The following is a 13,218-nucleotide window of genomic DNA, read 5'->3' as shown; positions in this document are numbered from 1 at the left end:
TGCGTCCTTAAAAGCCCCTCTAAAGGGCATTAGGTGTACAAAAACTCCTAGCGGTCGGCCAGGAACCGGTCAGGTGCCACGCCGCCGTCGACGATGTCCTTCAGCACCCGGCCAATGGCCGGCGTGAACTTGAAACCGTGCCCCGAGAATCCGGCGCCCACCACCAACGGGCCGAAACCGTCCAGGACGAAGTCCTCCGTGGGGGTGGTGGTGTAGGTGCAGCTGATGGGAACCGCAGTGGAAGGATCGACGCCGGGGAGCCACTCTTCCGCGTACCGCACCAGGGCTTCGAGCTGCTGGGGGATGGGCTCGAACGTGCGCTCATCAGGGTCCATGACGGGCCCGACCCCGTGCCAGCCGGCCTTGACGCCCTCTCCAGGGGTGAGCATGCCGTAGACCGGGCTGAACCAGTATTCGTAGATTTCGTTGTTCGGGTCGGGGTCCGGATTGTGGTTGAAGCTCGGCCACACCAAGGTGTTATCGGTCGGGGTGAAGTGGGCGGGCTGCTCCTGGGTGACCACCAGTGCGGGCAGCTTGACGAGGTCCTTCAGGACTTTGGGGGTCCAGGCTCCGGCCGTCACCACCACGCGGTTGGCGGTGTACTCGGTTTCCTCCGTCACCACCACCACCGAATCGGCGCCGTCCACCCGGATGTCCCGGACCGGCGTCGAATACTTGAAGACCGCGCCGTGCGACTCCGCCGATTTCCGCAGCGCCACCAAGGCGTCAGCCGAGCGGATCCGGCCGGATCCTGGCACAAAGAGGACATCGGTGGAGAAGTTCATGCCCCGCCAACGGTCCGCGGCCTCGTCGGCGGACATGAAGTAGCTCTCGATGCCGCGTTCCTGGTGTGCTTCCCGCACCAGTTCCAGCTTGGGGATGTTGCCATGGTTGGCCAAGCCCACGAGGTCCAGCAGCGGCGCCCCGTTTTCTGCCGCGAGCTCGTCCCAGAGGGTCTTGGACTCTGCGAGGAGGTCAAGGTAGTCGGCCTCGGCGTAGGCGGTGTTGAAGTTGCGGGTTGCTCCGTGGGAGGCGCCGATGTGGTGGCCGGCCTCGAACTGTTCCAGCAGGACCACCGAACGTCCGGAGCGGGACAACTGCCATGCAGCGGCCGATCCCATGGCTCCTCCGCCAACAACTACAACATCAACCTGCATGCCTGCTCCATCCACAACGTCCGCGAGACCAACCGTGGCTCCAAGAAGAGCCACCTCCCATTCTGCCCCCAGTTGGGTTGGAACGTGGATTGGGCCGGAATGCGGGTTACGCAGCCAACCGCCGGCGGATCCACGCGGAGAACTGGTCCACCACGACGATCAGCACCAGCACGATCAGGATGTGCGTGAGCATGGAATCGAACTGGAAGGACTTGATGGACTGGTTGATCAGCAACCCGATGCCACCGGCGCCCACCAGGCCAAGGACCAGTGAGGACCGCACGTTCACGTCGAAGCGGTACAGCAGCAGGCCCACGAATTGCGGGATCACCATGGGCAGCGTGGCATTGGCTACCTGCTGGATCCGGTTGGCGCCGGCGGTCCGCAGTGCCTCCTGCGGCCCGGCGTCGATCTCCTCCATGGACTCGGCCCACAGCTTTCCCATGACACCGGTGTTGTGGCAGATCAACGCGAGGACGCCCGCGAACGGACCCAGGCCCACGGCGGTGACAAAGATCAGGGCAAACACTATGTCCGGAACCGCCCTGAAGAAGGACAACACAGCCCGGGCAGCTTGGTACACCGAAGGATGCGGACTGGTGTTCCTTGCCGCAAGCGAGGCCAGGAGCAGGGCGAACGGCACGGAAAACGTGGTGCCGAGCAAGCCGATCCACAGGGTCACGAGCGTCGCTTCCAGCCCGGGCTTCACGGTCCGTTCCCAGCTCAGGTCCGGCGGGAAGGCATCACCGATGAACGCCGCCATGCCTTTCCAGCCGTCCACCAGCAACTCGGGTTTGAAGCCCGTCCCTTGGATGGCCACAGCGTGAAGTCCGACGACGACGGCCGCCCCTGCCGCCGTCGTGATCCACCGCAGGGGCTTCTTCGGGCGGACCAGAGCCACGCGGCTTTTGCTTGTTGAGTCCCGGCGCGCGACGGCGGGGGTCAGGGTATGGGGTGTCATGCTGCGATGTTCCTGTCCGGGGCATACAACGTGTTGAGGTGTTCGGCGGTGACTTCCGTGGAGGGAAGGTCGAAGTTCATGGAGCCGTGCAGCAGCCCGATGGACCTGTCCGCGTAACGCAACGCAAGGTCCGGCTGGTGCAACACGGCCGCGACGGCAAGGCCTTCGGTGTGTGCGAGTTCGCGCAGCAGTGCCATGACTTGTTCAGCGGCGTGCGGGTCCAGTGCAGAGACCGGCTCGTCAGCGAGTACGACGTCGGCCCGCTGGCACAGTGCCCGGGCTACTGCCACGCGTTGCTGCTGTCCGCCGGAAAGCCGGCCAACTCGCTCGAAGGCACGGTCCGCCATGCCAACGCGGTCCAGGCAGTCGAGGGCTTCCTGCTGGACTTCGGCGGGGAACAGCAGCGGAGTGAGGGAACGGACTGTGGGGATGCGTGCCAGGGCTCCGGCGCAGACGTTATCCAGGGCCGTGCGGCGCGGAATCAGGTGGATCTTCTGGAAGATCATGGCCATCCGCTGCCGCGCCTGCAGGAGTTCGCGGCCCTGGAGACGGTCCAGTGCCGTGCCGTCAATGCTGATGCTTCCGGCATCGGGAGCGGTGATGCCCATGACGCAACGCAGCGTGGTGGACTTGCCCGAGCCGTTGGCGCCGAGGAAGGCAACCAGTTCACCGGGGGCGACGGAGAAGTCGACACCCTGAAGGACGGTCCTGCCGTTGAAGGACTTACCCAGCCCTTGGACGGAGAGCGGCATTACAGATCCTTCTCCGTGAGGTGCATGGTCTTGGCGAGCTCGAACAGGGGCGTGTAGTTGTCCTTGGTGACCTCCAGCAACGGGCCTGGAGGGGTCACGTCCAGGAACTCTCCAACCTTGGCAACGTCGGCGGGCTCCAGTGACAGGAACGCCTCCTTGACGGCTTGTTTGAAGGCGGGATCGGCGTCGCCGCGAACGGTGATGGGATCGTTCGGGATGGGGTTGGACGTCCAGACCTGGCGGAAATCGTCCTTGGCGAAGGTTCCCGCGGCGATCGCCGTGGCCAGCGTCTGCGAGTTGATCTCGGCCGCGTCCACCTTCCCGTTGGTCAGGGCAAGGAGTGCCTCCGGGTGGCCGCCGGTGTAGTCCATGGTGAGGTCGGCGTCAGCGATGCCTGCCTCACGGAGACCGAACCGGGGCAGGACATCGCCGCTGGTGGATCCGACGCTGCCCAGGGCCAGGGACTTGCCCTTGAGATCGCCGATTGCCTGGATGGGGCTGTCCTTGGGTACCCAGATTCCGGCCGTGTAGCTGCTGAGCTCCTTTTCTGCCGTGCCGAATGAAACCAGTGGTTCTGCGCCTGCCTTGGTGTCGGCGAACACGTAGCCCAGCGGACCGAACTGCCCCAGGTCCAGCTTGCCGTTGCGCATGGCGAGGACTTCGGCTGCGTAGTCCTCCACCACCTGGACTGTGACCGGGCATTCGAGCTTTTTGGAAAGGGCAGCGGCCAGGACGTCGTAGGCGGGCTTCAGCTTGGCCGGGTCCTCGTAGGGCTCGATGCCGAACTTGATCCCGCCGTTGGGGCAGGTGGCCGACACCGTCCCGGGGGAGGACTGGTCTGGAGAGGACTGGGCTGAGCCGCCGCATGCGGTCAATGCCAAAGCAGCGGCGAGGGCAAGCGCGGAGCCGGTGAAGAGCGTGGTTTTCATGGGAATCCTTAGGCGAAGGGAGGGGTGGGGGAACGGAGGAACTCAGGACAGACGCGACACATTGCGGTGCGCCAGGCCAAAGGACAGGGTCATGCCGACGCCGGAGGTCACGGACACCACGGTGACGCCCGGTTGGATGTTGCGGACCAGGATCGGGGCAACGTCCGAGGACGCGTAAATGCCTTGCCAGCGTTCGATGATTTCCAGGGGCCGGCCGATCCTGCCGCTGATGTCGTTGTTCAGGGCGTCGGTGACTGCCTCGTCCAGGAACGGGTCGGCGGTGCGGTGGTAGTGGTGCGAGTCGCCCAGGATGATGGTGCCGTCCGGGCGTTGGGTGAACATGACGTTGGCGCCGATGTCCAACAGTTCCGGCTGCTTGGCTTTCACTTCGGAGCGCAGGGCCTCCGCCGCGGGCATATCGGTGAAAGCCGGGTAGCGGAGCATGGACGTTGCGGTGAGCACAGCCGGTGTGAAGCGGACTCCGGCTGGCCCGGCAGCCAATGACATCTGGAGCGCGCACCGCTGGATCCTGTGTTCCGCAGCGAGGTCCGGGAACAGGTAGTCGACATCGTGGCCCACGCACACGAACACTTGCTTCGCCTGCAGCGCGCCGCGCGATGTCTGCACGGTCACGCCGTCCGGCGATTGGCTGAAGCCCAGTGCCGCGGTGTTCCAGTGAAGTTCGACGCCGGGCTGCCGGCTCAGCCATTCGGCCAACTTTGCGACGGTGGTCCGGGGATCGACGCGGAGGTCGTCGCGGAGGAAGGCTCCACCGACCAGGCCGGGCCAATCGCCTTGGCGGGTGCCGCCGTCGGGCAGTCCGGCCGCAACCGGGTCCAGGCGCTCCCGTGTCGCGTCAGGGGAGAGCAGTTGCACTTGGCCGGGCTCCCGGGCTGCGGAGAGTTCGCGCAGGACAGCCATCTCTGCATCGGTACGGGCAAGGACCACTGCTCCGGATTCAACGGCCCAAAAACCTGCCTGCTCGGCGAACTCGAGCCAGTACTTCCGGGACGTCCTTGCGAGCTCGTACAGATCGCCGGACTGCGCCGTGATGCAGCAGTGGCCGAAGTTCCGTACCGAGGCGCCGGCGGCGTGGTGGTCGCGTTCGATGATGGTGACAGTCAGTCCGTTGGCAACAGCGTGAGCGGCATGTGCCAGGCCGATGATGCCGGCGCCGACGACGACGACGTCGACGGCTTGGCCGGGGCTGTTGCCGGTGGCTGAGGTGGGGTTGCTTGCGTTGTTCACACTATCGACCTTGACGGCACGCAAGAGGTGAATCAAGCCACATTGCCACTTGTATATACAAGTTAATCAAAATTTAACCTCCGTTCATGTTTGTTCACGCCGGATTCATGTGGGATGCAGCGAAAGAGGCTCTTTTGATGCTGGCGACTTGTATTATCAACTGGTGAGCACTCAGCAAAACGCACCCCTCCATGTCCGGCTCAGCGAGGAATTCATGCGCCGCATCACTGACGGCGAATGGCCGCCAGGTTTCCAGCTTCCAAGCGAGGCGGAGCTGTGCCGGGAGTTCGGAACCTCCCGCGGACCGATCCGCCAGGCGCTCGCCTTCCTCCGTTCCGAAGGCGCGGTTACAGGTGGCCGGGGCCGTCCCCCGATGGTCCGTTCGTCCGTGCCGTCGCAGTCGTTCTCCACCTTCAACTCGTTCACCGAGTGGGCGCTGGGGATCGGCAAGAAGCCCGGCCAGCGAACCCTGGAGGTGGCACGACGCGAAGCGAGCCCGGAAGCTGCGGAAGCGCTCGGACTGGTGCCGGGGACAACGGTTGTGGAAGTCCTGCGGGTCCGCTATCTGGATGAAGCTCCGGCCATGATTGAGCRCACCACGTTCGTCCTGGACGTAGGCCGGAAACTGTTCGACTTCGACACCGACTCGGGATCCATTTTTGCGTTCCTCAAGGACCAAGGCGTGGATCTGCACAGCGCACGGCACACCATCGACGCAGTAGCGGCCAGCGACGAGGACGCAGAACTCCTGGAGCAACCCGAAGGAATTCCGCTCCTGCGCGAACGCCGCATCACCCGTTCCGGTGACGGCCAGCCCCTTGAATACTCAGAGGACCGCTACCTGCCGGCCCTTACCAACTTCACCATCGACAACACCGTGGAGCGCAGGGCAGCCCTGGTCCGCATCCACACCGAAGGAGCCACCCCATGATCAAGCTCGTAGCCTGCGATATGGCCGGAACCACCATCGACGAACACGGTGACGTCTATGTTGCCCTGGCCCGCTGCGTCGAAGAAACCGGAGCCGCCACCAGCCCCGAGGCCGTCCAGGAGTGGATGGGTGCGGACAAAGTGGAGGCCATTACCGCTTTGATCGAAGCCGGGGGAGGAGCCGCAACGGAGGACGCAGTGACCGCAGCGTTCGCGCGGTTCAAGGAACTCCTGGGCGGGTTCTACGATGCCAACCCGCCGGTCCCGCTGGAGGGCGTGGAAGACGCGTTCCGCGAACTCCGCCGCCAGGGCGTCAAGGTGGCCCTGACGACAGGCTTTTCACGCGACGTCGCCCGGCCGCTTCTTGAGCGGCTGGGGTGGGGCGTCGGCGACGGCAACCTGCTGGACGCCGTCGTGTGCTCCGACGAAGTAGCCGCCGGGCGTCCGGCGCCGTTCATGATCCACCGCGCCATGGAGCTGACGGGGGTCCAGGATGTCCGCTCGGTCATGGCAGCGGGCGACACCGTCAACGACCTCGCTGCGGCCAACAACGCAGGGGTCCTGGCCGTCGGCGTAATAACCGGCAAGCTCGGGCGCGACGAGCTTGCCGCGCACCCGCATCACCACATCCTGGCCGGAGTGAAGGACATCCCGGCGCTGCTGTCCTAGCTTCTCTTTCCAAGGTCGCCGGATTGCGGGCGTTTGGCCGGGAGCGCCGGGCATGGAAGATTGGACTGCGTGAAATTCCTTCACCCTTCACCCAAGTCCTCCGCCCGTGGCGTCACGATCCTGCGCGTGGTCTTCGGCGCGCTCATCATGGTCCACGGCTTCCAGAAGTTCATGGCCGGCCATGCCGCGTTCGCAGCATCCGTTGCTGCCATGGGTGTGCAGAAGCCGGAAATCGTTGCGTGGCTGGTGATCGCCGGTGAGCTGGGACTGGGGCTGCTGCTGGTCCTCGGAGCGCTGACCCGGGTGGCCGGATTCCTGTCGGCTTTGATGTTCGCCTCGATCTGGTTTGTGACGGAAGCGGGCAAGCCCCTGCTCACGGACAAAGCGGGCGTGACGGCGGAGCTGCTCATCATCTACTTCGCCGTGTCCGTGGCCTTCGTTTTCCTGGGCTCCGGGGCCTTCTCGCTGGACCGCAAACTGGCCAGGCAGCCAGGCCGCAAGGGGTCTTAACCCGTCCTGGTTAAATCACCGGGCGTCATTGGGATAACGGACACCCAATTGTGAACGGACGCCGTCGAAGAGGCGCATCACATTGATGGATTCTTCCAGCGGCATCACCGGGCTCTCGAGGAGTCCTTGCTGAACACAGCGGGTCACCTCGCGCAGTTCATAGGTGTAGCCGATGCCTGCAACGTCGAAGTGCTCGTGACGGGGCTCGTCCCAGCCGACCCTGATCAGCAGCTCACGCGGATTGTTTACCGATCCCACTGTCTGCAAGTAGCCAAGGCCGCCGGCAACGGTGGCTGTCCTTGGCCCATGGGCCATCAGGGACGACGTCAATTGCGCCTGTGCGCCCGTGTCATATCCCAGCGTCAGTGCGTTCTGCGTGTCCACGCCGTCCTCATTCAGCGATCCGATCGCCGTGACCGACTGCGGGAAGCCCAGCGTCCCCAAGGCCCAGAGCAAGGGATACACCGTGATGTCCAAGAGCGCTCCGCCGCCGTCGTTCAGGGCCCAGATGCGGGCCGAAGGATCGTACGGTGCCGGGAATCCGAGATCCGCGGTAACCCACTGGATTTGCCCCAGCTCACCGGACGCTGCGATCTCGAAAGCCCGCTGCATGCTCGGCAGGAAGCGGCTCCACACCGCCTCCATGAAGAACACGTTCTGCTCACGCGCGATCTTCACCAGTTCCATGGCCTCACGGGCATTGATGGTGAGGGCCTTCTCGCATAAGACGTGTTTCCCGGCCCGCAACGCCGCAGAGGCGATCTGGAAGTGCTGGGCGTGCGGTGTCGCCACGTAGACCACGTCCACCGCAGGATCCTCGAACAGACGCTGGTAGCCGGGAACACCGGCGTCGTCCCCGTATCCCTTGGCGAAACCCGAAGCGTTGGCGAAGGCATCCGCTGCAGCCTGGGTCCGGGAACTCACGGCGTAGAGTTCCGCGTCCTCCAAGAGGGCCAGGTCCTGGGAGACGCTCTTGGCGATATTGCCCGTGGACACCACGCCCCACCGCAAAGGCCGGCCGGTGGCAGCGCGAGGATCCTGGTTGTCCTGGGTTGTGAGCCACGGCACGGCAATAGGAAGAGTCATGCCAGCCATCCTCTCATTCCGCGCAGGCGTTGGCGGCCAGGGGCACAGCCGTCCTTGTGGGCGCACTCGCCGGAGCCATTCCGGCGCTCGTGGCGGTGCGCGTCAAGGTCATCGACGCGATCCGGTTCTGAGCTCCTCGGTCAGCCGGCCCTGCTGGAGACGGAAGCAGCGTTCGGTTTTCTGAGCCAGGCTGCGGTCGTGCGTGACCACCAGGATGGTGGTGTTGTGGTCGCGGCTCAGGGAGCTCAGGAGTTCGATGATGTGCTCGCCGGTCTGCTCATCGAGGTTTCCGGTGGGCTCATCGGCGAGGATCAGCTTGGGCTCGTTGGCCAGCGCCCGGGCAATCGCCACACGCTGCTGCTCCCCACCGGACAACCGGTTGGTCCGCCGCGAATGCTTCTCCGGATCCAGCTGAACCTGCTCAAGCAGTTCCTTGGCCCGCTTCAGCCTGGCCGCTTTGCGGACTCCGGCGAACTCCATGGGCAGCATGACATTGTCCACGGCACTGAGGTTGGGGATCAGGTTGAATTGCTGGAAGACGAAACCAATGTCGCGGCGGCGGTACTCGGTCAGCTTGCCGTCCGGCAGCCCCGCCAGGCTGACGCCATCGACGACGACGTCCCCTGAGGTGGGCTTGTCCAATGCGCCCAGGAGGGACAACAGTGTGCTCTTGCCGCTGCCGCTCTTGCCCACGATGGACGACAACGAACCCTTTTCGAGCTCGAAGCTCACGCCGTTGACTGGCTTGATGGTCCGGTCACCGGACTTGAACTGACGGACAAGGTCCTTGACTTCAATCACGGCTATTCTCCTCGGAGTACTTCGATGGGACGGATGCGGGCGGTCAGCAGCGCCGGAACCAGCGCACCGATGATGGCGACGGCGAACACCGCGGCGATGCCGGCCGCGAGGACGCCGGGGGAGACGCTGGCCGTGACGGAGCTGAGCAACTGTGAGGCCCCGCCAAACGGACCTCCCTGCCCGCCGCCGGGGAAGCCGCCACCACCGGGTACCGCCCCGTTTGGCATGGCGCCGGCAAGGCCGCCGCCGCGCTGGTTGGTGGGGGCCGCCGTCGTGGTTGTGTTTGAACTGATCAGTGCCGAGGCGATGCCGCCACTGGCGAACGATGCAATCACCGCGCCCACTACGCTGCCCATGGCAACGAGAACCAGGGACTCGAGGACAAATTGCAGGCCGATGGTGCGGTTGGGAGCACCGATGGCTTTCAGCACGCCGATTTCGCGGCGGCGTTCACGGACCAGCATGACCATGATGAGCAGGATGATGATCCCCGCCGTGGCGAGGGCCGCAATGAAGGCGACCATGGAAATGTTCTTCACACTGTCCAAGGAGCTGACGGCTGTTTCAAGGTTGCGCTGGCCTTGGGTGACGTCGGCTTTATCCGTGCCGAGAGCCGATTGGACGGCCGTTTTGGTGCTGTCGACGTTCTCCATGCTGTTGACCGTGACGATCATGCTGGAGAGCTCGTCCGGTGTTGACGCCAGGGTCTGGGCTTCGGGGAGCGTCAGGTAGACGGCATTGTTGCCGAACGCGGTGCCGGCGTCGAAGATACCGGCCACTGTGAACGTCTTGTCCTGCACGGTGAAGGTGGACCCGACACTCAGGCTGTTCTTTTCTGCCAAGGACGTGCCTACCAGGGCCTTCCCACCGGCAGCCGTGTAATCGCCCAGCCCGGTGCCGCTGGTGATATTCAGTGCTTTGCCGGTGCTGTCGACCTCCGCACCGATGCCCGTTGCCGTGATCGGAAGGGCCCGGGCGGGCAGGGCGGTGGTGCCCGTTCCCGAATTTCCGTTGGCATTGTTGCGGTTGCCCAGGGTGCCGGCGTCGATGGCCGCTGTCAGGTTGGTGCTGACCGTAGCCTGCTGGCCGCCAGGGCCGAAGCCGCCTCCAGGAGCCGCCTGCTGCGTGGTTCCTGTGGTTCCTGTCGTTGCAGTCTGCAGGCGCAGGGCCTTGGTTCCGACTACCGAGGTGACATTGGCGACCGACGCCACGGTCCCGGCTTCCGCCGTCGTGAGGGGTTCGCCGCCGCCTTCGAAGCCTTGCCCGCCCGCCGGGTTGACCGTCAGGGTAGTGCCTACGGAGGCGTTGAGCTCCTGCACTTTGGCGCCCACCGCCTGGTTGGCCACGAGCATGGCCAAAGCCAGCCCGATCGCTACGGCGAGGACGGCGACCACCGCCGCTGTTCTGATTTTGTTGCGGAAGGCATTGCCTACGCTTCGGGCAAGGACGCTCACGTTTCTCCTCTGGACCTGCAAGTTCGTGGCCCACGGGACGCGGGCTGCAGGTCCAACATTGCTGAGCGCTGCTGTGCGGCACTCCAGCCGAAGCTATGTGTGGGCTGTGAAAGCCTGGGGTCACGAATTCTGCTGGATCATTCACTTTCGCTGTTACCCGGAACCCCGAATTCCGGAGTTCTGGCCCGCCCCGGGGGCTCGATGATCCAGCAGAACCTGAGCAAGCGAAAGCCCCGGCCCGCCTGCTGGCGGACCGGGGCTTGCTGTATTACTTGGTGCTCGGGTGTTACTTGGTGATCGGGCCGAGTACCGGATCGTCGACGTAAGCCGTCTTGACGTTCTCAGCCGTAACGATCTGCGGCGGCAGGAGGAACGCAGGAACGGTCTTGACGCCGTTGTTGTAGGAGTCCTTGTCGTTGATCTCCAGCTGCTTGCCGGCCTGGAGGTCCTTCACCATGGTGATGGCGTGCTCAACGAGCTTGCGGGTGTCCTTATTGATGGTGGAGTACTGCTCGCCGGCCATGATGGACTTCACGGACTCAACTTCGGAGTCCTGGCCGGTGACCACGGGCAGCGGCTTGCCGGCGGCCTTGACGGACGTCAGCACTGCACGGGCCAGGGTGTCGTTCGGGGACAGGACGCCGTCGAGCGAAGCGGTGCCGTAGCTGCCGGTGAGCAGCGTGTCAGCGCGACGCTGTGCGTTCTCTGCCTTCCAGCCCTGGGTAACGGCCTGCTCGAAGGAGGTCTGGCCGGAGACAACCTTGAGGGTGCCGTCGTCGATCTTCGGCTTCAGGACGCTCATGGCGCCGTCGAAGAAGACCTTGGCGTTGGCGTCATCCGGGGAACCGGCGAAGAGCTCGATGTTGTACGGGCCGGAAGGCTTCTTGGCCTTCAGTCCGTCCAGCAACGCCTGGCCCTGCAGGACACCGACCTTGAAGTTGTCGTATGCCACGTAGTAGTCCACGTTGTCCGTGTTCAGGAGCAGACGGTCGTAGGCGATAACGGTGGCGCCGGAGTCCTTGGCCTGCTGAAGCTGGGTACCCAGCTGGGCGCCGTCGATGGCTCCCACGATGATGACCTTGGCACCCTTGGTGACCATGGCGCTGATCTGGTTCTGCTGCTCGGACACGCCGCCGTTGGCGAACTGGACGTCGGCCTTGAAGCCGGCGCCGGAGAGGCCATCGTTGAACAGCTTCTCCGCGAGGACCCAGTTTTCACTGGTCTTCTGCGGAAGTGCGACGCCGATCAGCGAGTCCTTGGGGAACGCTTCCCCGCCTGCCGTGCTGCTGCTTGAGCCGCTGTCAGTGCGGCCGCAGGCTGTCAGCGCCAGTGCCGCGATGGCAGCGACTGCTGCTGCCTTTCCTGCTTTACCAAACATTCGCATATCTTGGTTCACTTTCTGTGTGGGTGGGGTGGAGCGAGTCGAGCGGAAGCGGGATTACGCTTCCTTGGAGATGACCTCTTTGGTGGAGGTGGTTTCGTCGGGCTTGAGTTCGTTGTTGTTGCGCTGGAAGTTCTTCAGCAGCAAACCGGTGATCGAACGCTTGCCCTGGGACTTGTTGTAGACGTCGAAGGCAACTGCGGCCAGGAGCACCAGGCCCTTGATGATCTGGGTGAGGTCGGCGCCGACGCCCAGAAGCTGCAGGCCGTTGTTGAGGACGGCCATGACAAGGCCACCGACGATCGAGCCGATCACGGTACCGACGCCACCGGTAACGGCTGCGCCACCGATGAAGACGGCTGCGATGGCATCCAGTTCCCAGCCAACGCCATCGAACGGGCCCGATGCCGTGGAGCGGCCAACGAAGATCATGCCGGCCAGGCCTGCCAGGACGGACATGTTCATCATGACCATGAAGTTGACCTTCTTGGACTGCACGCCGGACAGCTCGGCTGCGTGGCGGTTGCCACCCACAGCGTAGACGTGGCGGCCAAGGACCGTCTTGTCTGCGATGAAACCGTAGATGAGGACCAGGACGGCCAGGATCAGGCCGGGGATGGGGAAGGACGTTCCGGGGCGGCCGGTGGCGAACAAGTACGTGGCGTAGAGGATCGCTCCGCAGATGAGGACCAGCTTGGTGACCTCAACCCAGAGCTCGGGAACGTCTGCGCCCAAAGCCTTGTTGGCAGCGCGGGCACGCAGCGACATGATGACGACGAATGCCGCAGCAACGATGCCCAGGAGCAAGGTGAGGTTGTTGAAGCCGGTGTTCGGGCCGATCTCCGGAAGGTAGCCGGAACCGAGGTACTGGAAGTCCTTGGAGACCGGGATGGTGTTGGACTTGCCGACAAACTGGTTGAAGCCGCGGAACAGGAGCATGCCGGCCAACGTCACGATGAAAGCGGGTATGCCGACGTATGCCACCCAGAACCCTTGCCAGGCACCGATCACGGCACCAAGGAGCAGCCCGAAGAGCACACCGGCCCACCAGGGCAGGCCCCAGTCACGCATTGCGAGGGCCACGAACACGCCCACGAATGCTGCCACGGATCCCACGGAGAGGTCGATGTGGCCGGCGATGATAACCAGGACCATGCCGATGGCCAGGATGAGGATGTAAGAGTTGCCGTTGAACAGGTTGATCACGTTGCCGGGCGTCAACGTGCGGCCGTCCGTGAAGATCTGGAAGAAGACGATAAGTGCCACCAGGGCGAAGATCATGCCGAACTGGCGGGTATTGCCACCAAATAGCTTCTTGAGCGCGTTCATTGTTTTGGTCC

13 protein-coding genes are annotated in these 13,218 nt (G+C 64.3%); 3 read left to right on the top strand and 10 right to left on the bottom strand.

Going from position 1 to position 13,218, the window contains the following annotated elements:
• Nucleotides 1–47: 47 nt before the first annotated feature.
• From AB4Y81_RS09825 to AB4Y81_RS09805, 5 genes are all read right to left on the bottom strand, one after another.
• Complete coding sequence (locus AB4Y81_RS09825) at nt 48–1,157, bottom strand: FAD-dependent oxidoreductase (RefSeq protein WP_441995730.1); 1,110 nt, start codon at nt 1,155–1,157, stop codon at nt 48–50.
• A gap of 106 nt (nt 1,158–1,263) precedes the next feature.
• A complete protein-coding gene (gene phnE, locus AB4Y81_RS09820; protein WP_189075931.1) occupies nt 1,264–2,118 on the bottom strand; it encodes a phosphonate ABC transporter, permease protein PhnE in 855 nt (284 codons plus the stop codon).
• On the bottom strand, nt 2,115–2,870 hold the full coding sequence (locus AB4Y81_RS09815; protein WP_422758245.1) for a phosphonate ABC transporter ATP-binding protein: 756 nt from the start codon (nt 2,868–2,870) through the stop codon (nt 2,115–2,117). The genes phnE and AB4Y81_RS09815 overlap by 4 nt, the downstream gene beginning before the upstream one ends.
• Nucleotides 2,870–3,799 (bottom strand): phosphate/phosphite/phosphonate ABC transporter substrate-binding protein, encoded by a 930-nt coding sequence (locus tag AB4Y81_RS09810; RefSeq protein WP_079581117.1) that lies wholly within the window; start codon nt 3,797–3,799, stop codon nt 2,870–2,872. Before AB4Y81_RS09810 ends, AB4Y81_RS09815 begins: the two co-directional genes overlap by 1 nt.
• A gap of 42 nt (nt 3,800–3,841) precedes the next feature.
• A complete protein-coding gene (locus tag AB4Y81_RS09805) occupies nt 3,842–5,047 on the bottom strand; it encodes a TIGR03364 family FAD-dependent oxidoreductase (protein WP_189075929.1) in 1,206 nt (401 codons plus the stop codon).
• A 163-nt stretch (nt 5,048–5,210) separates the two neighbouring features.
• Here AB4Y81_RS09805 and AB4Y81_RS09800 point away from each other — a divergent pair, with 163 nt between their 5' ends.
• From AB4Y81_RS09800 to AB4Y81_RS09790, 3 genes are all read left to right on the top strand, one after another.
• Complete coding sequence (locus tag AB4Y81_RS09800; protein ID WP_441995729.1) at nt 5,211–5,978, top strand: GntR family transcriptional regulator; 768 nt, start codon at nt 5,211–5,213, stop codon at nt 5,976–5,978.
• Nucleotides 5,975–6,646, top strand: coding sequence for a phosphonatase-like hydrolase (locus AB4Y81_RS09795; protein ID WP_441995728.1), 672 nt, complete (start codon nt 5,975–5,977; stop codon nt 6,644–6,646). The genes AB4Y81_RS09800 and AB4Y81_RS09795 overlap by 4 nt, the downstream gene beginning before the upstream one ends.
• A gap of 69 nt (nt 6,647–6,715) precedes the next feature.
• Nucleotides 6,716–7,156 (top strand): DoxX family protein, encoded by a 441-nt coding sequence (locus tag AB4Y81_RS09790; protein ID WP_018777221.1) that lies wholly within the window; start codon nt 6,716–6,718, stop codon nt 7,154–7,156.
• A gap of 15 nt (nt 7,157–7,171) precedes the next feature.
• Here the strand turns inward: AB4Y81_RS09790 and AB4Y81_RS09785 are convergent, their stop codons facing one another.
• The 5 genes from AB4Y81_RS09785 to mmsB all read right to left on the bottom strand — a co-directional run bounded on the left by AB4Y81_RS09785 (nt 7,172) and on the right by mmsB (nt 13,207).
• Complete coding sequence (locus tag AB4Y81_RS09785) at nt 7,172–8,242, bottom strand: Gfo/Idh/MocA family protein (protein WP_441995727.1); 1,071 nt, start codon at nt 8,240–8,242, stop codon at nt 7,172–7,174.
• Between the two features lie 108 nt (nt 8,243–8,350).
• A complete protein-coding gene (locus tag AB4Y81_RS09780; protein ID WP_018777223.1) occupies nt 8,351–9,043 on the bottom strand; it encodes an ABC transporter ATP-binding protein in 693 nt (230 codons plus the stop codon).
• 2 nt (nt 9,044–9,045) lie between these two features.
• Entirely contained in the window at nt 9,046–10,497 is a 1,452-nt protein-coding gene (locus AB4Y81_RS09775; protein ID WP_354627189.1) for an ABC transporter permease, read from the bottom strand.
• A 286-nt stretch (nt 10,498–10,783) separates the two neighbouring features.
• A complete protein-coding gene (locus tag AB4Y81_RS09770; RefSeq protein WP_035733403.1) occupies nt 10,784–11,881 on the bottom strand; it encodes a substrate-binding domain-containing protein in 1,098 nt (365 codons plus the stop codon).
• A 54-nt stretch (nt 11,882–11,935) separates the two neighbouring features.
• Entirely contained in the window at nt 11,936–13,207 is a 1,272-nt protein-coding gene (gene mmsB, locus AB4Y81_RS09765; protein WP_018777226.1) for a multiple monosaccharide ABC transporter permease, read from the bottom strand.
• Nucleotides 13,208–13,218 lie beyond the last annotated feature (11 nt).

This window comes from Paenarthrobacter sp. TAF1 (assembly GCF_052113825.1).
GTDB lineage: Bacteria > Actinomycetota > Actinomycetes > Actinomycetales > Micrococcaceae > Arthrobacter > Arthrobacter nicotinovorans.
The sequence above is the reverse complement of the archived record's forward strand: the minus strand, read 5'-3'. Positions and strand labels throughout refer to the sequence as shown.